Origin of the sequence: Rothia sp. HMSC061D12 (genome assembly GCF_001836735.1) — a bacterium.
Taxonomy (GTDB): domain Bacteria; phylum Actinomycetota; class Actinomycetes; order Actinomycetales; family Micrococcaceae; genus Rothia.
The window spans coordinates 430900-450514 of the sequence record NZ_KV830305.1 but is presented as its reverse complement, the minus strand read 5'-3'; the positions used below and the strand labels follow the sequence as shown (position 1 = coordinate 450514).

The 19615-nt window shown below is 57.9% G+C and carries 19 protein-coding genes; 3 read left to right on the top strand and 16 right to left on the bottom strand.

Annotated features, from left to right (window positions below):
• The first annotated feature begins 119 nt into the window (after window positions 1-119).
• Window positions 120-854, top strand: a complete 735-nt coding sequence (locus tag HMPREF2682_RS01730; RefSeq protein ID WP_005506032.1) for a polyprenol monophosphomannose synthase — start codon at window positions 120-122, stop codon at window positions 852-854.
• A gap of 200 nt (window positions 855-1054) precedes the next feature.
• On the opposite strand, the gene HMPREF2682_RS01725 is transcribed toward HMPREF2682_RS01730, so the two are convergent.
• The 6 genes from HMPREF2682_RS01725 to HMPREF2682_RS01700 all read right to left on the bottom strand — a co-directional run bounded on the left by HMPREF2682_RS01725 (window position 1055) and on the right by HMPREF2682_RS01700 (window position 6865).
• Window positions 1055-1393: an RNA polymerase-binding protein RbpA gene (locus HMPREF2682_RS01725; protein ID WP_005506034.1), complete on the bottom strand. Its 339-nt coding sequence runs from the start codon at window positions 1391-1393 to the stop codon at window positions 1055-1057.
• A gap of 189 nt (window positions 1394-1582) precedes the next feature.
• On the bottom strand, window positions 1583-2578 hold the full coding sequence (locus tag HMPREF2682_RS01720; RefSeq protein WP_005506035.1) for an SPFH domain-containing protein: 996 nt from the start codon (window positions 2576-2578) through the stop codon (window positions 1583-1585).
• 81 nt (window positions 2579-2659) lie between these two features.
• Complete coding sequence (locus HMPREF2682_RS01715; RefSeq protein WP_070830805.1) at window positions 2660-3109, bottom strand: NfeD family protein; 450 nt, start codon at window positions 3107-3109, stop codon at window positions 2660-2662.
• A 530-nt stretch (window positions 3110-3639) separates the two neighbouring features.
• Window positions 3640-4713, bottom strand: coding sequence for an anthranilate phosphoribosyltransferase (gene trpD, locus HMPREF2682_RS01710; RefSeq protein ID WP_070830803.1), 1074 nt, complete (start codon window positions 4711-4713; stop codon window positions 3640-3642).
• Window positions 4714-4824: 111 nt separating this feature from the next.
• Window positions 4825-5178, bottom strand: a complete 354-nt coding sequence (locus HMPREF2682_RS01705) for a HesB/IscA family protein (protein WP_005506039.1) — start codon at window positions 5176-5178, stop codon at window positions 4825-4827.
• A 292-nt stretch (window positions 5179-5470) separates the two neighbouring features.
• On the bottom strand, window positions 5471-6865 hold the full coding sequence (locus HMPREF2682_RS01700; RefSeq protein ID WP_070830801.1) for a M20/M25/M40 family metallo-hydrolase: 1395 nt from the start codon (window positions 6863-6865) through the stop codon (window positions 5471-5473).
• A 115-nt stretch (window positions 6866-6980) separates the two neighbouring features.
• Between HMPREF2682_RS01700 and HMPREF2682_RS01695 the strand changes: the two genes are divergently transcribed.
• Window positions 6981-7610 (top strand): DUF3043 domain-containing protein, encoded by a 630-nt coding sequence (locus HMPREF2682_RS01695; RefSeq protein WP_070830799.1) that lies wholly within the window; start codon window positions 6981-6983, stop codon window positions 7608-7610.
• 231 nt (window positions 7611-7841) lie between these two features.
• Here the strand turns inward: HMPREF2682_RS01695 and HMPREF2682_RS01690 are convergent, their stop codons facing one another.
• The 8 genes from HMPREF2682_RS01690 to HMPREF2682_RS01655 all read right to left on the bottom strand — a co-directional run bounded on the left by HMPREF2682_RS01690 (window position 7842) and on the right by HMPREF2682_RS01655 (window position 16431).
• Entirely contained in the window at window positions 7842-8498 is a 657-nt protein-coding gene (locus HMPREF2682_RS01690; RefSeq protein ID WP_070830797.1) for a DUF6318 family protein, read from the bottom strand.
• 205 nt (window positions 8499-8703) lie between these two features.
• Complete coding sequence (locus tag HMPREF2682_RS01685) at window positions 8704-9432, bottom strand: DUF6318 family protein (RefSeq protein ID WP_070830795.1); 729 nt, start codon at window positions 9430-9432, stop codon at window positions 8704-8706.
• Between the two features lie 468 nt (window positions 9433-9900).
• Entirely contained in the window at window positions 9901-10989 is a 1089-nt protein-coding gene (locus HMPREF2682_RS01680; protein ID WP_070830793.1) for a quinone-dependent dihydroorotate dehydrogenase, read from the bottom strand.
• Window positions 10990-11032: 43 nt separating this feature from the next.
• The gene (locus HMPREF2682_RS01675; RefSeq protein ID WP_070691585.1) at window positions 11033-11824 is read right to left on the bottom strand and encodes an isoprenyl transferase; all 792 of its coding nucleotides are present in this window, start codon (window positions 11822-11824) and stop codon (window positions 11033-11035) included.
• A 206-nt stretch (window positions 11825-12030) separates the two neighbouring features.
• Window positions 12031-12894 carry a DNA repair protein RecO gene (recO, locus tag HMPREF2682_RS01670; protein WP_070830790.1) on the bottom strand — a complete coding sequence of 288 codons (864 nt, stop codon included), beginning with the start codon at window positions 12892-12894 and terminating at the stop codon, window positions 12031-12033.
• A gap of 192 nt (window positions 12895-13086) precedes the next feature.
• Window positions 13087-13362 carry a hypothetical protein gene (locus HMPREF2682_RS01665; protein WP_070830788.1) on the bottom strand — a complete coding sequence of 92 codons (276 nt, stop codon included), beginning with the start codon at window positions 13360-13362 and terminating at the stop codon, window positions 13087-13089.
• A 269-nt stretch (window positions 13363-13631) separates the two neighbouring features.
• Window positions 13632-14591 carry an L-lactate dehydrogenase gene (locus HMPREF2682_RS01660; protein ID WP_049354636.1) on the bottom strand — a complete coding sequence of 320 codons (960 nt, stop codon included), beginning with the start codon at window positions 14589-14591 and terminating at the stop codon, window positions 13632-13634.
• 277 nt (window positions 14592-14868) lie between these two features.
• Window positions 14869-16431, bottom strand: coding sequence for an amidohydrolase (locus tag HMPREF2682_RS01655; protein WP_070830786.1), 1563 nt, complete (start codon window positions 16429-16431; stop codon window positions 14869-14871).
• 338 nt (window positions 16432-16769) lie between these two features.
• Here HMPREF2682_RS01655 and HMPREF2682_RS01650 point away from each other — a divergent pair, with 338 nt between their 5' ends.
• Window positions 16770-17855 (top strand): 2,3-butanediol dehydrogenase, encoded by a 1086-nt coding sequence (locus HMPREF2682_RS01650; protein ID WP_070629687.1) that lies wholly within the window; start codon window positions 16770-16772, stop codon window positions 17853-17855.
• A 113-nt stretch (window positions 17856-17968) separates the two neighbouring features.
• On the opposite strand, the gene HMPREF2682_RS01645 is transcribed toward HMPREF2682_RS01650, so the two are convergent.
• Entirely contained in the window at window positions 17969-18691 is a 723-nt protein-coding gene (locus tag HMPREF2682_RS01645) for a hypothetical protein (RefSeq protein WP_141762606.1), read from the bottom strand.
• Window positions 18692-18762: 71 nt separating this feature from the next.
• Window positions 18763-19557 carry a DUF4145 domain-containing protein gene (locus tag HMPREF2682_RS09230; RefSeq protein ID WP_168167716.1) on the bottom strand — a complete coding sequence of 265 codons (795 nt, stop codon included), beginning with the start codon at window positions 19555-19557 and terminating at the stop codon, window positions 18763-18765.
• Between the last annotated feature and the right edge of the window lie 58 nt (window positions 19558-19615).

Sequence of the window (19615 nt, the reverse complement as noted above, 5' to 3'; positions counted from 1 at the left end):
GCACCTTTTTAGGCAGTTTAGGGGCAGTGGAAGCCCCCGCTGGTTCAGCTGCCCACATGTTTACCCGGTATACTGGATATCTACACTGCCTGTTTTATATGCACCTGTGAGGGAGTAATATGCGCGTTCTAACTGTCATCCCGACGTATAACGAGAAGGAGAACCTGCCCGTCGTGGTAGAGCGTCTTCGCAAGGCAGCTCCCGAGGTGGACATTCTCGTGGTGGATGATAACAGCCCCGACGGCACCGGCCAGATTGCTGATGAGCTGTCGGCTAAGGATTCCCAGATTCACGTTCTGCACCGCACCGTTAAGGACGGCCTGGGTGGCGCATACCTCGCCGGCTTCGATTGGGGCCTTGAGGCAGGCTACGACATTCTGATTGAAATGGACGCTGACTGCTCGCACCAGCCTGAGCAGCTTCCTTCCCTGGTTCGTGCAGTGGAGGCGGGCGCTGACCTGGCTATTGGTTCGCGTTACGTGCCCGGCGGCAAGACCAAGAACTGGCCGGCTCACCGCCAGATTCTCTCTCGCGGCGCTAACCTGTACACCCGCCTGATTCTGGGCACCTCCATCAAGGACATTACCGCTGGTTTCCGTGCGTACCGTCGTGACGCTCTGCAGCGCCTGAACCTTGACGGTATTGACTCGAAGGGCTACGTGTTCCAGGTGGATTTGGCTTGGCGTTCTGAGCAGGCTGGTCTGAATATTGTTGAGGTTCCGATTACTTTCGTTGAGCGTGAGATTGGCGCTTCGAAGATGGACGGCAACATTATCTTCGATTCCATGTCTAAGGTGACTCGCTGGGGTCTGACCAACCGTGTTCAGAAGCTCAAGAAGGCTCTGGGCAAGTAAAACATCCCTCGTTCTGAGACTTATACGAAAGGCCGGGGCGGATACGTTATGTATCCGCCCCGGCCTTTTTCTGTTTTCTCTGGCACTCTTTCCTGGCTCACGTATCGACGAAGCCACCACCAAAAGAAGAAAGCCCGCTCAGAGCGCAAATGGCTCTTAGCGGGCTTCTACAGCCTTTCTACGGCGTGTCTACGGTGCTTTTAGAGCGCGTAGTGCTTGCGGTAGTATTCCAGGCGGTCTTCCAGGGTCTTTTCCAGCTCTTCGATGCTGCGGCGTTCCATGAGCATGTCCCAGTGGGTACGTGCGGGCTTTTCCTCTTCGGCGTCTGCGGTGGAGTCGCCGTTGACGAGGTATGCTTCCTTGCCGGACTTTGCGGTCCAGACCGAGGGGATTTCTGCTTCTGCCGCGAAGGTCACGAAAACGCGGTCACCGTCGGCGGTACGGTATTCGACGCGCTGGCGGGGCGCGGGCTGTACGTTCGATTCGGTTTCCATCGACTGGGAACCCAGGCGCATACCGCGCAGGCTACGATCGCTCATTTTTCCTCCAGTGTCGTCGGGTGCGCTCTTTGGCGCTTTAGGCATAACGTTGGGCGGGGGAGAGCTATTCCCTCGAACGTTTACAAAACATCCATTATATCGGTAATAGTCTCCACCCGCCCAGCGTGGTGGTGTTTATTCGGCGTGATTTTTGGTGATTCACGCCTTTTTATGCGTTAGTTTTCGCGTTTAGCCGTTGATGCCGTAGCTTCCGGGTGCCTGCGGTGCGCTCTTGGGAGCCTCTGCCGCGGGCTTCTTCGGTGCATCTGCAAGGTCGGATGCGGGCAGGGTGCCGAATGCGTTGCCCAGGCCACGCAGTGCATCGCCGAGTTCGGTCGGGATGAACCAGAGCTTGTTGGCGTCGCCTTCGGCGAGCTTGGGCAGGGTCTGCAGGTACTGGTAGGTGAGCAGCTGCTGGCTGGGGTTGGATTCGTGGATTGCGGCGAAGACCTTCTGCACGGCTTCGGCTTCACCGTTTGCGCGCAGGATTGCGGACTGTGCGTCACCTTCCGCACGAAGGATCTGTGCCTGCTTTTCGCCCTCTGCACGCAGGATGGCTGCGCGGGATTCACCTTCTGCGGTCAGAATGTCGGACTGCTTCTGGCCTTCTGCGGTGAGGATTGCGGCGCGGCGGTCACGCTCTGCACGCATCTGCTTCTCCATGGAGTCCTGGATGGACACCGGGGGCTGGATTTCCTTGATGTCCACGCGGGAGACGCGCAGGCCCCAGCGGCCGGTGGTGGAGTCGAGTACTCCTCGCAGTTCCGCGTTGATCTGGTCGCGGGAGGTGAGGGTCTGCTCCAGGTTCAGGCCACCGACGACGTTACGCAGGGTTGCGCTGGTCAGCTCGTCCACGGCGCGAATGTAGTTGGTGATTTCGTAAGTTGCCGAGCGGGGGTCGGTGACCTGGAAGTACACGACGGTGTCGATGCCGACCACGAGGTTATCTTCGGTAATCACGGACTGCGAGGGGAAGGAAACGACCTGTTCGCGCAGGTCGATGAGGGGCAGCACGCGGTCAACTACGGGGATGACGATGTGCAGGCCGGGGTTGAGAACGGCGTGGAACTTGCCCAGTCGTTCGACGATGCCGGCTCGTCCCTGCGGGATGACGCGCACGGTCTTGGCGAGCATCGTCAGCACGAAGAGGATGAGTAGGACCGTCAGAATAAGGCTGATAGGCATTGTTTCTCCTTATCGGTGAATTATATGGTGTGTTTTTTGGGGTATCTGAACCTGCTTTTGGAGCCGGTATTCAGATGGGTCTTAGGCGTGGGGGAGAGGCTCTACGATTGCGGTAGCGCCCTCAATGGCTCGTACCCTCGCGTGTGATCCTGCAGGGAGCGTTCCGGAGGCGGTGCGTGCCGTCCAGATTTCGCCAGCTAGTACCACCAAACCGGTCTCACTAGTCACATCTTGAGTGACGCGCACCTCAGCACCAATGAGTGCTTCAGCATTAGTAATAGCACCGGTGGCTGATTTATTGAGCTTCCTAAGCAGCGGCGGGCGCAGGCCAAGAACCAGAATCAGGCAGATCACCACGAAAATAACGGTTCGAATCAGCATGTTATCCACGAAGGGCGATATTGCTGCGGTAATGCCTGCGCTAATCGCCAGCATGAGAAAGAACAGGTCAAGGCTGAGCATTTCTATGACGGCGAAAACGAGGGCGAGTGCAACCCAGAGTGTCCAGGGTGTCTCAAAGAGCCAATCCACGAGTTTCTCCTTTGGTGTACATCAACCGGCGTGGTTGACGTTGAATCTGCACACGAGGCGACAGCACCTTCGTGATGCGGGGTATATCCATTATTTCAGGTGGATTGAGTGCTGGCGATAGTTCTGGTGACCGGGTGAGGTTAATACATGAACTGTTAAGACTTTATTTAGATACGGGGAATCTTGGGTTCACTCTAGACCTCCCTAAAAAGCCGATAATATACATTATGTAAAGTAGAGCTATTTTTCACTACCCCACCGGATGCTCACCGGTGCTTTCTACGCTCTGGCTGGCGCTCCGACCAATGCGGGTCGAACCTGCGCTCCTCGTGGTGCGACTACACTGCGCTCTTACACCGTTCTTACTCGGTGCGCCTCAGCTTCCGCGACCCGCAGCTACGCGCTCAATTGCTCCGGACCTTTGAGCTCCTCAATGCGTTCCATTAAACGACAAACACCCGAGACCCCAGCTCCACACCTTTCGGTGTGCTCTGTTCGTCTCGGGTGCCTGCTATCGATTTCCTAGAGCTTTACGCTTCTGCGTGCTTGGAGCTGAACTCTACCCAGGCGTTAAGCACGCGCTCCGCTGCGCCGGATGCAATAGATTCGCGCGCATCAGCCAAAGCCTGAGTGAAACGGGTCTCAAAGCTCTCCCCATTGACCGGGCGGTACGCGACCAGGCCAGCGGCAGCATTGATGAGCACGGCGTCGTGAATGGCGCGTAGCGGGCTCTTCGGGGCCTCGCCCTCCCCCGCCAAAATTGCACGGAAAACGCCCGCGTTGTACTCAGCGTCGCCGCCACGCAGCTGCTCCAGCGGTGCGTTCTGCAGACCGTACTCGGTCGGGTCAAAACGGTACTCGGTCAGTTCGCCGTCCACAGCCTCCCACAGGCGGCTCGTGGTGGCGATGGTCAGCTCGTCCAGGCCGTCATCACCGCGGAAAATCAGGGCGTGGTCGCCGCGCTCCGCGAAGACGTGAGCCATCTTCTCAGCCATGACCGGGTTAGCAACGCCGATAGCCGAGGACTTCACGCGAGCCGGGTTCGTCATGGGGCCCAGGTAGTTGAACGCGGTCGGAATACCGAGCAGACGGCGAGTCGGGCCCACGTGGCGCATTGCCGGGTGGAAGGTCATCGCAAACAGGAACGTGATGCCGGTCTCGCGAGCGCATTCGGCGACTGCGGGAATGGGCATGTCGAGGCGGATTCCGAGGGCTTCGAGGACATCTGCGGAGCCGGATTTGGAGGTGGAGGCACGGTTGCCGTGCTTGACGACGGTGGCGCCGGTGCCTGCGATGACGAGGGCTGCCATGGTGGAGATGTTGACGGTGTTTTGCTGGTCACCGCCGGTGCCGACGATGTCTACGGCGTGGGGGTCGATGTCGACGGTTTCGGCTTTGGCGATCATGCCGGCTGCGAGTGCGCCGAGTTCTTCGGGGGTTTCGCCTTTGGAGTGGAGGGCGGTGAGGAAGGATGCGAGGATCGGCTGTTCGGTTTGGCCGGTCATGATGTGGTCCATTGCCCAGGCGACTTCGGTGTCGGTGAGGTTTTGGTGTTTGACGAGCTGGTTGAGGATGTATTTCCAGGTGATTTCGTGCGTAGTCATGTGTTAAGTGTAAAACCCCCGCCGCGTATCTGCATGGTTGGGTGCAGTATGCGAGACGGGGGTTTGTTAGGTGTGTTGCACTGTGGTGCTTAGCGTTGGGGTGTCTTCGGTTTAGTGGAAGGAGTCACCGCATGCGCAGGAGCCTGCTGCGTTGGGGTTGTCGATGGAGAAGCCCTGCTTTTCGATGGTGTCTTCGAAGTCGATGGTGGAGCCGTCGAGGTAGGGTGCGCTCATCTTGTCGACGATGACTTCTACGCCGTCGAAGTTGCGGACTGCGTCGCCGTCGAGGACGCGCTCGTCGAAGTAGAGCTGGTAGATGAGGCCGGAGCAGCCGCCGGGCTGGACGGCGATGCGCAGGCGCAGGTCGGTGCGGCCTTCCTGTTCGAGGAGGGTGCGGACCTTGGTCTGTGCTACTTCGGTGAGGTTGACGCCGTGGGTCGGCAGTTCGGTGGTGGTTTCACTCATTGGTGTTGTCCTTTTGTTTGGTTGGTTGCCCGTGTGCGCCGCGTGTGGGTGCGTGTGGGCGTTTTAGCCTTCACGATACGCGCCCGAGTGTTTGATGTACAACCTAGGGTGTGCATAGTTCGCCGGGGGCGTGAGTGTTGGCGTGGAGGCTTGACATGTAATTCTGCTTCTAGGATACCGAAAAAGTGGGGGTTGGGGTTTGTGACCCTTCTCCCCCACTTTTCTGGTATTTCTGGCGAGCGCGTTCTGCGCCGCTATCTCTGGCTAGTACAGCTAGCTACAGAGAATGCGTTTAGCGAGCGCCGAGTGCGCTGAGCAGTAGCGCCTCCGCAAGGATTGCGTTCTTGAAGTCCGGGATGTAGAGGGACTCGTTGGCGCTGTGTGCGCGGGTGTCGGGGTCTTCTACGCCGGTGACGAGGATCTGTGCCTGGGGGAAGAGGTCCTTCAGGTCGGAGATGAACGGGATGGAGCCGCCCATGCCGGTCTGTACGGGTTCGACGTCCCAGGCGGCGCGCATTGCGTCGAGGGCGGTTTGTGCGCCGTCTGCGTCGACTTCGGTGGCGAAGGGCATGCCGGAGTCTACGGCGGTGTAGGTTGCTTGTGCGCCGTGGGGTGCGTGTGCCTTGATGTGTTCGGCGAGTGCGCGGTGTGCGTTTTCGGGGTTGTCGCCGGGTGCGAGGCGGGTGCTGATGCGTGCGCGGGATACGACGGCGAGGGTGTTGGAGGAGGTTGCGATGGAGGGGATGTCCATGCCGATGACGGAGATTGCCGGCTGGGTCCACAGGCGGGATGCAACGGATCCGGTGCCTGCCAGGGGTACGGTGTCGAGGATGCCGGAGTCGTTGCGGAAGTCTGCTTCGGCGTATTCGAGTTCGGGTTCGGGGGCGCGGTGCAGGCCTTCGACGGCTACGGCGCCGGTGGCGTCGTGCAGGGTGGCGAGTAGCTGCGCCATGAGGGTGTGGGCGTCGAGCATGGGACCACCGAACATGCCGGAGTGGATGGCGTGGCTGCCGACGCGTACTTCGATGTCGCCGGATGCGACGCCGCGCAGGCTGGTGGTCAGGGCGGGTACGCCGGCGCGCCAGTTGGCGGAGTCTGCCACGACGATGTAGTCGGCGGACAGTTCCTCACGGTAGGTGTTGAGGAAGGACACGAAGGAGGGCGAGCCTGCCTCCTCTTCACCCTCGATGAAGAGCTTCACGCCGAGTTTGAAGTCCTCGCCGAGAGTCTCGTTGAGGGCTGCAAGTGCGGCGAGGTGCACGAGGATGCCTGCCTTGTCGTCTGCTGCGCCGCGGCCGTAGAGGCGGTCACCCTTGCGGGTTGCGACGAAGGGGTCGGTGTCCCACAGGTCGAGGTCGCCGGCGGGCTGCACGTCGTGGTGGGCGTAGAGCAGGATAGTCGGGTAGCCTTCTGCGGCGGGTCGCTGGGCGATGACGGCGGGCATGCCCTGCTTTTCGGTGCCGTCTGCGGTGGTGTAGGTGGCGCGTTCGATGCGTACGTTGTCGAAGCCTGCCTTGGTTGCGAGCGCGGCGACTGCCTCGGCGCTGCGGTCTATCTGGGTGAGGTCGTGCGATTCCCAGGCGATGGAGGGAATGGCGACGAGCTCGGTGAGGGTCTGCAGGGTTGCTTCGAAGTTTTTGGTGACGGCGTCGCGGAGGGCGCTGTGGTGGGTGAATTCAGTAGTCATGTTTCTACCTTACCCCCATCCTTACCCCTGCTGGCGGGCGGTTGGGGTTGTTTCAGTTGCTGGTGTGCGCTTGTGGGGGCGGGTTTGGTGTGTGCCGTTCGGGTATGATGGGAGGGTGTTTGGTCGTAAGAAAGAGAAGGCTGAAGCGGAAGCTGTTCAGCCGCAGGTTGTAGAGGAGCCTCAGGCTCCGGTTAATCCGAAGTTCACCCCGAAGAAGGGCCGTCCTACTCCTTCGCGTAAGGAGCAGCAGGCGGCTCGTCGTCAGCCTCTGGTTGTTAATGACCGTAAGGAGGCGAAGGCTCGTGAACGTGAGGCGATGGCGAAGGCTCGCGAGCGTCAGAATGATGCGTTGATGGGTGGCGATCAGCGTTACCTGCCCGCCGTGGATCGTGGTGCGCAGCGCCGTTATATCCGTGACTACATTGATGCGCGCCGCAATATTGGTGACGTCATGTTGTTTGTCATGCTGGCGTTCTTTATTTTTACCCTGTTTATCCCCGGTTTCTTTGGTTCTGCTGAGGCTGCGGATGGTTTCCAGCGTATTACTACGTACGTCCTTTGGGGTCTGCTGCTGCTGTGGATTGGTGATTCCTGGATTCTGTGGCGTGGCCTGAAGAAGAAGGTAATTGCGAAGTTCGGCGAGATGGAGCCTCGTTCCGGTATGTATACGTATAACCGTGTGATGGTTCCGCGTCGTATGCGCCGCCCGGTTCCGATGGTGAAGTACGGCGAGTACCCGCACTAAGTCGTTTGTGCCCTGTAGTGTGGCTCCCTGGTGGCTCTGTGGCTCTGGGGGTTGCGCTTGTTGGGTGTGGGGAGAGGTCCTGAGTATTCTCGGGCCTCTCCCCTATTTTTTATGCCCGCTAATCCTCCATACGCGAGAAGCCACATGTGTTTCGAGAAGCCACTTCTTTGGTGGCTTTTCGAAACACATGTGGCTTCTGGACATATATGTCGCGGCTGGATACCGGTACGACTAGGCTTCGATTCGAGAGTAGAGAATCTGCCATTTACCGTCGCGGTGTTCGAGGGCGAACGTGTAGATTTCTTCTTCCTTGTCGCTGCTCCAGGTTTCTTGGCGGCCGTCGGGTTCCACCTCGGTGTGTTTGTCCCATTCGTGGAGGGTTTCCAGGTAGTAGGTTTGATGGTCGTCAGTCCTGGGTATGCCGGCGGGTTTGAAGTATTCGATGCCGTCGATGACCCAACCGCCGCGCTGGTAGAGCGCTTCTACTTCCTTGTAGATTTTGAGTTCTCCGTCGTTTGAGGTGGAGAGGAATTCGCGGGTTTTGCTGTAGTCGCCGGTTTGGACGCCGTAGTTAACCCATTGGTTCCAGGCGTCCATGGTTTTGAGGAGGCCGTCGGCGGTCTTTGCGCGGTAGCCGTCTTCGGGGGCGTTGGGTTTGGGGACGTTCTGGGCGGGGCCTTTGGTGTCTGCTTTGCGGTATTCGCCGCTACCGGCGTTGTTGCCGGTGCTACTGCTTGAGCTGCTGTTGGTGGCGGCCCTGCCGGATGCGGTGGATCCGTCTCCTGCAGTTGTGATGTCGTGCGGCACGCAGGCGGCGAGTAGGGTGCTGAGGCTGATGAGTGTGCCGCCGGTCAGTATTGAGCGGCGGTTCAGCATGTTGGGGTTCATGGTTGGTTCTCCACATCGTTGTAGTGCATGGTCTCCCGCTTATCTCCATTATGCGCGAGCGCGCACTGGGAACCTGTCATTGCTCCTACCCTCTGGGAGTGTGGCGGTCTATCTTGTGGAGAGATTACGAGGGTTTCACTTTGGTCGTTGCTTCGAAATGCGCGGCGATTCAACACATCAGAACCTTTCAAAAATTTCTTCACGATTACTTATCCACACTTTCGTAGCCCATAATTTCCCATTTCTGACCATCATGCTTCAGCTCAAATTTGAAAGTATCGTCAGTTTTGTCATCATTGGTCCAGCTAACCCAGCTCCCATCAGGCTCAACAAAAATCTCACGATCCCATTCGCGGTAGGCTTTCCAGAAGTAGGTTTCTCCGTCTTCTGACCAGGGGTTTCCATCGGCTAGAAAATGGTCGATTCCTCCAATGATCCATCCGCCGCTTTGATAAAGCTTTTCTGCATCTTCATACTCTTCTAATTCGCGTTTGAAATTTGGCGAAATAAACTTGCGAGCCATCGAGTAATCGCCAGTTTGAGTACCGTAATTACCCCACTGGACCCATGCGTCAAATGTTTTGCGGAGGCCTTCTAGGGACTTTTCGTTGTAGCCATCCTCCGGAACGGTGGGTTTGGGTACGTTCTGGGCGGGACCATATTTGTCAGCCTTGCGGTACTCCCCGTCGGGCGCCTTGGAACCGCCCGAGTAGCCTCGGACAGTAGACGGGGTAGCGATTGCTGAAGGCGACTCAGATGCCGCCCCAGACGCCGAAGCCGTTTCGCTCGGCGCGGCGGAGGCGGTGGCTGCCGCCTCGTTATTAGCCTGCTGGCCACACGCCGCAAGCAGGGCACCAAGACCCACAAGTGCGCCGCTACCCAGCAGGGTACGGCGATGAATTTGGGTGCGGTAAAGGAAGGTACGAGGCTCCATGAGGGTGCGCTCCTATCGTCGGTGATGGTGTGTATGCACTTGTTAGGCTGGTAAAAAATGGTCGTTACTTGACCGTCGGAAGAACCCAGCCGCGTAGCGTACCCAGCAGGCGCAACAATGCACCACGGGACGCTACATATAAAACCCTACCGCATATTTACAGTCGTTTGCTTTGCAATGAGTGTAATAGCAACGAATCGCCACCATTCGAACAAATCAATGCTTTATACGTCAAATAACTATGCGTGCCCAGAAGCCACATGTGTTTCGAAAAGCTACTTCTTTAGTGGCTTTTCGAAACACATGTGGCTTTTCGGCGGAATAGAGGGGCGGAATAGAGAGAGGGCACACAAAAAGGGGGCACCGCCTCCACCCCAACGGATAGAGAACGGTGCCCCCTTTCAGCACGCAGAGTCAACACGCCAAGTCAGCGCGCCGGGAAGTATAACGCTCCCGCCTGCAATCCTTTTAGCGGCGAGCGCGGCGCAGCTTCACCAGGCCACGGTTAATGTGTGCCGCCCAGAGCGGACCCTCATACAGGAACGCGGTGTAGCCCTGCACCAGGTCAGCGCCAGCGTCCAGGCGCTCCTGCACATCCTCAGCGGTGGTCACGCCGCCAACGGAGATGATGGCGAGGTCGTCGCCGATTTCGCGCTTGAGCAGGCGCAGCACCTCCAGGGAGCGGGGCTTCAGCGGCGCACCGGAGAGGCCGCCGGCACCAATTTCCTTGACCTTGGTCATGTCGCTGGTCAGGCCCAGACCCTCGCGGGCGATGGTGGTGTTGGTGGCGATAATGCCGTCCAGCTTCAGCTCCTTAGCGAGGGCTGCCACCTCGATAACGTCCTCATCGACCAGGTCCGGTGCAATCTTCACGGTCAGGGGTACGTGGCGGTTGGGGCATACGCGGTCTGCCTCTTCACGCACTGCGGCAAGCAACGGGCGCAGCGACTCGATAGCCTGCAGGGTGCGCAGACCCGGAGTGTTCGGGGAAGAAACGTTGACGACCAGGTAGTCTGCCTGCGGTGCCAGGGTGCGGGTAGAAATCAGGTAGTCCTCGATAGCGTTCTCAAGCTCGACGACCTTGGTCTTACCAATGTTCACGCCGATGACCGGGCGTACAGCACCGCGGTATTCGGTTTCGAGGTCTGCGCGGGCGGCAGCAACACGCGGGCCAGCCGCAGCGGCACCGTCGTTGTTGAAGCCCATACGGTTGATAACCGCCTTATCTTCGACGAGGCGGAAGAGGCGCGGCTGCGGGTTACCGGGCTGCGCCTGACCGGTAATAGTACCAATCTCGACGTGGCCGAAGCCGATACCAGCCAACGCGGCAATACCCTTACCGCCCTTGTCAAAGCCAGCAGCCAGACCGAACGGCGAAGGGAAAGTAATACCCATGACGGTGGTTGCCAGTTCCGGTGCGGGCTGGAAGTACTTGCGCAGCGCGCGGGTGATGCCGACGTTGCGCAGGGTCTGAACGCCCCAGAAGCCGACGTGGTGTGCCTTCTCGGGGTCCATGCCCTTGAAGAAGATGTTGAAGAAGGTCGGGTAGATGCGCATTTGTTCTCCCTAAGGTTGGAGGGTGTGGGTGGTTTATGGGGCGTTACTTATCGTTCGCCACAGCGTCGACAGCGCCACCGTAGCGGCGGTCGCGGCGCGCGTACTCTTCGACAGCCTCCCAGAGGGTGCGGCGGTCAACGTCGGGCCAGAGCACGTTCATGAAAATCATCTCGGCGTAGGCGCTCTGCCAGAGCAGGAAGTTCGAGATGCGCTGCTCACCGGATGAACGCAGGAACAGGTCAACGTCCGGCAGGTCGGGCTCGTCCAGGTACTTCTGGATGGTCTTTTCGGTAATGTTGCCGGGCTTGAGCTTGCCCGCCACTGCGTCCGCTGCGATAGCTGCCGCCGCGTCAGCGATTTCTGCGCGGCCGCCATAGTTCACGCACATAGTGAGGGTGCAGACGGTGTTATTGATGGTTTCGCGCTCGCAGTGTTCAAGCTCTTCAATAACGTTCTTCCACAGCTTGGGGCGGCGGCCAGCCCAGCGGATGCGCACACCCCAGGTCTTGAGGGTTTCCAGCTGACGCTGCAGCACCTCGGTGGAGAAACGCATAATAAACGCGACCTCGCTGGGTGAGCGCTTCCAGTTTTCGGTGGAGAACGCGTAGGCGGTCACGTACGGGATGCCCATTTCGATGGCGCCCGCAACGACGTCCAGCAGTGCCGCCTCGCCGGCGCGGTGGCCCTCGGTGCGGGGCAGGCCGCGTTCGTTTGCCCAGCGTCCGTTACCGTCCATCACGACGGCGACGTGCTGCGGAATAAACTTCTTCGGAATCGGCGGAGGGGTTGCCCCGGTGGGGTGCGCGGGCGGAGGTACGGGCTGGGTGCGTGCCATGTGTGCCTTTCTTCCCTGGCGGGGTTCTCCCCCGGGGTCGTTTGCCTAGATATGCGCCAGAAATAAACGCTGGCGTGCTGTTAGCTATTTTACCGTGACATAGCGCGCATGGGCGGGTGCTTCGGGGGTTATTTTGCGTCCTGGTTGGCGCATGTTTGAAGCACCGGCGTGCATCTGCACTATGCCGGTCTTTACAGCGCAGGGTCTTAGGGCACAGGAACCTCTGCCTCGAGGGCGCTCGCCGTTTTCAGGGGATGTTCGAGCAGGTTCTGGGTGGTTTTCAGGTAGAGTCCCAGAATTTTGGAGGCGACCGACACCGGCGCTGCGTCAATAGTCGCCCAGGCGCGTGGATCCGCCGATGCGGTGGCGAGCGCATAGCCGAGCTCTTCGGCACGCATGCCGGTCAGGGGCGTGTCGACGGCGGGTGCGCATTGGGGGCAGAGCACGGTGTGGTGCCCGTAGGTGTGGGCGGTGTGGAAGGCGATATACCTGCCGGTTCCACCTGCAGTGTTGGGGGCGTTGTCTGCACCAGCATTACCTGCGCCGTCCGCGTCCTGGCTATCGGGGTTCACGAGCGGGTTACCGCATCGGGTGCAATTCTCACCGATGAGCGGCCAACCGGCGGCGTTCATGCTACGCGCCAGGTAGCGGGTCAGAATCCTCTGCGGCACGTGCTGCCCGTGCGCGAGCGCGGCAAGCGCCCCGTGGGTGAGGGTGTAAATATCGGCGGTGCTGTCGGTATCTTTGGTGAGTGCTTCCGCCAGTTCAGCGATGGTCGAAGCGCACGTGTACGCATCGTAGTTCGCCATAATCGGTGCGGTGTAGGCGTGCAGGGTCGCCGCCTGGGTGATAGTGTGCAGGTTCGTTCTGCCGCGGCTGAAGGACAGGTCGGTGTGCATAAACGGTTCGAGTCGCCCACCGAATTTGGAGGTTGGTTTGCGTACAGCCTTGGCGACGGCGTGGGTGATTCCGCCGTCGCGGGTGAGCATGATGATGATGCGGTCGGTCTCGCCGAGTTTTTGGGTGCGGAGGATGAGGGCGGCATCGCGCCAGGTGCGGGGTTCGCTCACGGGTATCTCCGTTCTCGGTACATGCTCGGGGGGGTGCGTGGTGGATGCTCAGCAGGTTCTCTGCGGATGCCCGGTAGGCGCTGAAGGCAAGAGCTGCGCGGGTGTTGCGGGTACGGTTCGACCCCTGCCGTATTACCCCGCGTAGGGGGTACCGGTCAGGGGTCGGTCCGTAACGTATGGGTGAGGTGCTATTTAGTCCTCGTACTCAATATCGTCGTCGATGTCGTCTTCATCGTCGAGGATTTCTTCAAGGTCATCCTCGTCTTCATCACCGTAGACGCTCAAAGGAGTGACCTCGTTGTACGCCTCGAAGAGGGCATCTTCGTAGGCTTCAAAGGCGTTAGCGATTTCTACGTATGCCTCATCGACGGCAGGGTCGTGCTCGCCGCTTCGGTTAACAACGGCGGTCAGGTGCGCCTCCAGCGCGTCAAGGAGGCGGGTGAGTTCAGTGCGAGGATCAATGCTCATGCCATTTATTCTACTACCTACGCGCCTATGGTGTGCGCCGGGCGGTCATACGGCGGTTTAAACGCAGAACTATGAACGGGCGGGTGTATAAAGTGCCGCATAAAAGCAACACCCAGACACAGCGAACCCGCCGTCCCCAGTTTTCCTACCCCTCAAGGAGTGGGTGCCGGGTGCGGCGGGTTCTTCTGTCGGTTAGCTCAGCTTGACGCTGCGCCTACTGAATGGTTGCTTCTTACGGGTTATAAGCCCGTGAGAATTAGAAGCCGGGATTAGAAACCGAGGGAAGCTGCGGATGCGCGGATTGCCTCAGCAGATGCCTTCAGCTGTGCCAGCTCAGCCTCGTTCATGGGAACCTCGAGCACGCGCTGGATGCCCTCGCGGTTCACGATGGTGGGCAGGGACAGTGCAACGTCCTTGAAGCCGTACAGCTCACCTGCAATGGTGGTGGAGACGGGCAGCACTGCGTTCTGGCCGCCGAGGAATGCCTCAGCGATACGTGCACCGGAGATACCGATTGCGTAGTTGGTGGAACCCTTGCCCTCGATGACCTTGTATGCTGCGCGCATAGCTTCGGTTGCCAGTTCTGCACGGACCTCGTCGGTGAACAGCTGCTTGCCGTCCTGCTCCCACTCGGTCAGGGGAACCATACCGATGTTTGCTGCGGACCAGACGGGGAACTCGGAGTCGCCGTGCTCGCCAACAACGTTTGCGTGAACGCTCTTGATGGAGACGCCAGCCTTGTTAGCAATCAGCCAACGCAGGCGGGAGGAGTCCAGAACGGTACCGGAGGACAGCACGCGGTTTGCGGGCAGGCCGGTGATCTTCTGAGCCACAACGGTGAGAACGTCACAGGGGTTGGTGACGAGCATGATGATTGCGTTGGGTGCTACGGAGAGGACGTTCGGCAGCAGCTTCTCGAGGATTGCGACGTTTGCGCCTGCCAGTTCGAGGCGGGGCTGACCCGGCTTCTGGCGAGCACCTGCGGTGATGATGACCATGTCGCAGTCGCGCAGCAGTTCGATGTCGTCGCCACCGGTGACGGTTGCTTCGTGTGCGAACATTGCGCCGTGTGCGATGTCCAGTGCTTCAGCGTGTGCGCGCTTGCCGTCGATGTCGTACAGGACGATTTCGTCTGCGGAGCCGCGGACCATAGCTGCGTATGCGGTTGCGCTACCGACGCCGCCTGCACCGATGACGCCGAGCTTGGTGGGGTTGTTGACACCGTTCATTGCTGTATGCCCTCTTTTCGTGAGAGTTATCCGTGTGGTGCGAGAGGATTCTCGCGTGGTTTATAAGGAAGCGGGTGTGTGCCTCGGGGATGAATTTCCTAGGTGTGGATGCTCTCCCCCGGTGGGCTCGCTTCGTTACTTTCTATTATGCCGCAGATTCTGCGTTTTGTGTTGGGTTATTTTGCTTTTTTCGATGGGTGCTGGTGACTTTATGGGCTATAGGGGGTGTTTTTCGCTCATAAAACCAAATAATGACGTTCTGACCTTTTGAGCAAGGTCACATGTCGCTAAAGTAGCCCTCCACATCTACCGCGCCTCCGGAAGCCTCAAAATCGGCTCGAACCGCCTCCGCCAATTCGTCATCAACCAGGTAATCCAACACCACAGAAGCCAACCCGAATGCCGCATCCAGGGCAGCATCAACCGCCGCCGGAGTGTCCGCACAGTGCGCGAACTCCACCGTGTGCATACCGGTACCCTCCGGCGCGATCTGAATGAGCGGGTGAATACCGGGCACACGCAGGCTTACATTACCGAAATCGGTCGAAGCCGCCAGCGTGTCACTGACCGTGCCGGGCGGGTACGGGTGGCGCCCCACCGAATGCTGAGCCGAAACCCAACGCTTCAGCAGCGGGCGGTTCGTGCGCACCGGCATGGTCATCGGCGAAGAATCCCACGTTACCTCCGCACTCACGCCAGCCATGAGCGCCGCACCCTGCAGCACCTCCTCAACCCGTCGCGAGAGCGCACGCAGAGTCGGCGCGTGCTTAGAACGGATATTAATGTGCAGGCTCGCGGAGGCAGGAATCAGATTCGGGGCGTCCCCGCCGTGGTCGATAATCGCGTGAATACGATCAGAACCGGGAATCTGCTGACGCAACAAACCCAGGCCCTGATACGCCAGATTCGCCGCATCCAGGGCGTTACGACCCATAAACGGGTGCGAGGAAGCATGCGCGCTCACGCCCGTATAGGTCACGCGGCATTCGCGGCGACCCAACCACGCCTGATCCGCCACATCCATAAAGTAGGGGTGCACCATAATGGCGGCATCCACCTGCTCGAACGCGCCGGCGCGCGCCATCAGCTCCTTACCGGCATCGGACTCTTCGGCGGGCGTGCCGTAGTAGAGGACCCTGCCACTGAACGCCTCGGGGCTGGTAGCGAGCGCATCCGCCAGAGCAAGGAAAGCGCCCAGACCGGATACCGCAATGACGTTGTGGCCGCAGCCGTGACCGATGCCCGGCAGCGCGTCGTATTCGGAGAGAATCGCGATGGTGCGGTGCTTGGCGGGGTCGTAGTCGGCGCTGGTGAGCTCCACCTTAAAGGCGGTATCCAGCCCGAAGGCGGGGTACTCGACGCTAAGGTTCGGGTAGGCTTCGCGGACGGCATCAACGAGCGTGCGGGAAGCGAAATACTCTTCGTAGGCAGTCTCGGGATGCGCGTGAATAGCCTTAAGAATTGCGGTCAAAGAATCCGCGCGCGTGGCGATGGATTCGGCGAGATCGCGGCGAATATGTGCCAGTCCGCTGTCATCATCAAGGCGGTGCCCGTGACTCTTTCCGTGCTCGTGGTGTTCCCCATGACCGTGGCGCTCGCCGCGGCTACGTTCCTGCTCGGGATGCGCTTGCCCGCGCTTGCGGCGGTGCTCAGCGGCACGCTTACGCTGCTCCGTTTCGAGGGCAAGAATCTCGGAATACTCGCTACCGCGCACGCAATCAGCATCAGGCGCCTCGTATCGGCGGGTTGTTGCGGCGGGTCGGTTCGGTGCCGTTCGAGCGGAATCGTCGGAAGTGGGCTGGGTGTGGGCGTCGGTGCCCTGTGCGTTCGCGTCAGTCATACTTCTACGCTACCCTCTGCACTCGCCGGGCGCTAGAGGGTTGGGTGTGATGGAGTCGAAAACACCAAAAAGAAATATCTGTCACATAAAAGAAATTTTGTATATATCCTAGGAATCTTTGATTCATTGGAGTAGCGTTAAGCACATGGGAGCGACAATCCAGCCGCACCCATCACCATCCGGCGCTAGCGATGCGAATGCCGGCAGGACAGTTCACAACCGGTCCAAACCATGTAGTTTGGGCCTCTGTCAATACTGTGACAGACCCATGGATGCGAACCGTACCGGCAAGCACACACCGCAGTGAGCGCCACAACCACGCTAAGGAGCTCCATCCCATGAAGGCAGCACGCTTCTACGACCGTAACGACATCCGCATTGAAGACATCCCCGCACCCGAAGCCGCTGCGGGCGAGGTTCTGGTCAAGGTCGCCTGGTGCGGCATTTGCGGTACCGACCTGCACGAATACCTCGACGGCCCCATCTTCTGCCCCCAGCACGGTCACCCCCACCCCATTTCTGGTGAGGACTCCCCCGTCACCCTCGGTCACGAATTCTCCGGTGTTGTTGAGGCACTGGGCGAAGGCGTAGACGACCTGCAGGTTGGCGACCACGTTGTCGTCGAGCCCTACATCATTCGTGATGACGTCTACACCGGCCCCGACTCCAAGGACTACCACCTGTCTAAGGACATGAACTTCATCGGTCTGGCAGGTCGCGGTGGCGGTCTGTCCGAGAAGGTCGCTGTCAAGCGCCGCTGGGTTCACAAGATCCCCAACAACATTCCCCTGGACGAGGCTGCACTGATTGAGCCCCTGAGCGTTGGCTACCACGCTGTTGAGCGTGCAGGCGAGTTCGAAGAGGGCGCATTCGCACTGGTGACCGGTGCTGGCCCCATCGGTCTGCTGACCTCCGCAGTTCTGAAGGCTAAGGGCGCTAAGGTCATCATCTCCGAGCTGTCCCCGCTGCGCCGCCAGAAGGCTCTGGACTCCGGCGTTGCTGACTACGCTTTCTCCCCCGCAGAGACCGACGTTCTGGCTGAGATCCACAAGCTGACTGACGGCCGTGGCGCTGACATCGCGTTCGAGTGCACCTCCGTTCAGCCCGCACTGGACCTGATTCTGGATGCCCTCAAGCCCACCGGTAAGGTCGTCATCGTCTCCATTTGGGGCAAGCCCGCATCCCTGGATGTTCAGAAGATTGTGCTCAAGGAGCTCGATATCCGCGGCACCATCGCATACGTGAACTCCCACCCCGAGACCATCAAGCTGGTTGAGTCCGGCAAGATTGACCTCAAGCCCTTCATCACCGGCAAGATCGCTGTGGAAGACCTGATTGACAAGGGCTTCGACACCCTGATCCACCACAACGAGACCGCTGTGAAGATTCTGGTCACCACCGACCCGGAGCGTCTGGCTGAGTAATTCAGTTTCAGCTGATGTAGCTGTTCTTCTAGCTTCCCTAGCGTAGCTAGTGTGGGGTGAGGTTCCCTTCAAGGAGCCTCACCCCACTACTTTTTTGCTGTTTCTCTATTGTCTTAAGATCTTCTTTTCTGTTCACCAAACTGACGGATATTAATGCTCATCGGGTCACCAGCCCAACTCGTAAGTTCTGGGCATAATTCAGGATAAATATTATGGATAACTGATTCCAATGTTGCTGCCAACGCAATCCAATCACCAACAAGACATGCATAAGAGGACGCTTGACTTGGTTTATCAATATTACCTAGCAAGGCCTCATCGTCGTCAGCATGCGCCACTTCAGAATATAAGTACCTAGTACCGATGACTGCGTTTGTTACTCCAAGAGGTAATATATCTTCGCCGGTCTCAATATTCGCCGCCATAATGTGGAACCTTTCAAATGGAACATTTTGAAAAAACCATTGAAGCTGGTCTATATTTTCACGAAGTTTTTTATCTTCAGTACCCCTTCGGAGCGATTCCAACACACGTTCCCAATAGATATTCTCCTGCTTCAGAGTAAAAGGCCTAAACTTTATCATGGCGGCGTCCATTGCATCAAAATCAGGCAAATTTAAATCTTCAGTAAGGATTATATCGAATTTTTTAGAACCTTCATCTGGCACTATAGAAAAAGTGAGCCTCATACCCATTTTAATACAACGTGGATCCTGAGCAAGAGTAGACGAAAGTACACTTCGGCAACGTTTAGCGGCCAGCTCAATCCGCCTCTTATCTCCATCTGCACCTCTAGAAATAGGGGTGGGCCTGAAATTGTTTACATTACTACTCATGTTTACCTCTTCCAGCTCTTTAAATTACTGAAATTATTTACCAGCAATAAGTTTAGGATATATTCTCTGTCTCATTTGTTATCCATACCATCTTGATTGTATCTTTCTATAATATCTTCAAGTTGCCCAAGAACTGAGTCAGGCAGAATCTCATATACCTCACCAATCAATCTCCGATTTACAATAAACTGATTAACCAGTGTATTCAAAGAGTTTGCAAGAGCTTGAGGTAGACCCTGAATATTTTCACCAAGGAAAAAGGTAACAGATTCAGCCTCTTCTTCCTTTGAGTGGAGTACCTTATTACCAATAGTTCTAATGATAGTAAGTGCTTTAAAAACATCTTGACTAACAGAACGGCTTAGGAATTTAATTCTCCCATCCAGATTTGCGTTATTAGGGAGGTCATCTTTAGTTAGTTCATAAACCAACTTCTCTGCCGCGGCACGCATTAGTGCAGCAGATGCTCTTTTAGATATTGGAAATACAGCCGATGCTTCCCGATAGAGCTCTGCAACCTTTTCAGGCATTTCTTTGCTCGGCTCAGGAAACCCTGGATCTGCAGGCACTGGATAGACAAGCACGGTACCTTTCCAGAAACTCGATTTTTTACAGCTGTAGCAGATTGAGACATGCCAATTCATGTCTTCTGCCTGAACTGCAGATTCCCCAGCCTGAGTTTCCGCATTTCCATCTGAAGGAGCAGGATATTCTATTGTCAACAGTTCGTATGGAGGAAATTGATTGTATCCAGAGAACATTTCCTCTTCATACAGATAAAGGTCTCGAAATTTGTGCCCTGTATGCGCTTTGCAATGTGGGCACATGAAAGAATCTTTCTTGTACGCCGGGAGATGGTCTTTCATTATTATTTCCTCACGCTCATACTGTACGGAATATAGATGCGAGACCAAACCTTTTAAG

What these genes read in the sequence shown, in the direction of transcription:
- HMPREF2682_RS01730 (WP_005506032.1), top strand. Translation starts at nt 120, where the DNA reads ATGCGCGTTCTAACTGTCATCCCGACGTATAACGAGAAGGAGAACCTG.
- HMPREF2682_RS01725 (WP_005506034.1), bottom strand. Translation starts at nt 1,393, where the DNA reads ATGAGCGATCGTAGCCTGCGCGGTATGCGCCTGGGTTCCCAGTCGATG.
- HMPREF2682_RS01720 (WP_005506035.1), bottom strand. Translation starts at nt 2,578, where the DNA reads ATGCCTATCAGCCTTATTCTGACGGTCCTACTCATCCTCTTCGTGCTG.
- trpD (WP_070830803.1), bottom strand. Translation starts at nt 4,713, where the DNA reads ATGACTACGCACGAAATCACCTGGAAATACATCCTCAACCAGCTCGTC.
- HMPREF2682_RS01705 (WP_005506039.1), bottom strand. Translation starts at nt 5,178, where the DNA reads ATGAGTGAAACCACCACCGAACTGCCGACCCACGGCGTCAACCTCACC.
- HMPREF2682_RS01700 (WP_070830801.1), bottom strand. Translation starts at nt 6,865, where the DNA reads ATGACTACTGAATTCACCCACCACAGCGCCCTCCGCGACGCCGTCACC.
- HMPREF2682_RS01690 (WP_070830797.1), bottom strand. Translation starts at nt 8,498, where the DNA reads ATGAACCCCAACATGCTGAACCGCCGCTCAATACTGACCGGCGGCACA.
- HMPREF2682_RS01685 (WP_070830795.1), bottom strand. Translation starts at nt 9,432, where the DNA reads ATGGAGCCTCGTACCTTCCTTTACCGCACCCAAATTCATCGCCGTACC.
- HMPREF2682_RS01680 (WP_070830793.1), bottom strand. Translation starts at nt 10,989, where the DNA reads ATGCGCATCTACCCGACCTTCTTCAACATCTTCTTCAAGGGCATGGAC.
- HMPREF2682_RS01675 (WP_070691585.1), bottom strand. Translation starts at nt 11,824, where the DNA reads ATGGCACGCACCCAGCCCGTACCTCCGCCCGCGCACCCCACCGGGGCA.
- HMPREF2682_RS01665 (WP_070830788.1), bottom strand. Translation starts at nt 13,362, where the DNA reads ATGAGCATTGATCCTCGCACTGAACTCACCCGCCTCCTTGACGCGCTG.
- HMPREF2682_RS01660 (WP_049354636.1), bottom strand. Translation starts at nt 14,591, where the DNA reads ATGAACGGTGTCAACAACCCCACCAAGCTCGGCGTCATCGGTGCAGGC.
- HMPREF2682_RS01655 (WP_070830786.1), bottom strand. Translation starts at nt 16,431, where the DNA reads ATGACTGACGCGAACGCACAGGGCACCGACGCCCACACCCAGCCCACT.
- HMPREF2682_RS01650 (WP_070629687.1), top strand. Translation starts at nt 16,770, where the DNA reads ATGAAGGCAGCACGCTTCTACGACCGTAACGACATCCGCATTGAAGAC.
- HMPREF2682_RS01645 (WP_141762606.1), bottom strand. Translation starts at nt 18,691, where the DNA reads ATGAGTAGTAATGTAAACAATTTCAGGCCCACCCCTATTTCTAGAGGT.
- HMPREF2682_RS09230 (WP_168167716.1), bottom strand. Translation starts at nt 19,557, where the DNA reads ATGAAAGACCATCTCCCGGCGTACAAGAAAGATTCTTTCATGTGCCCA.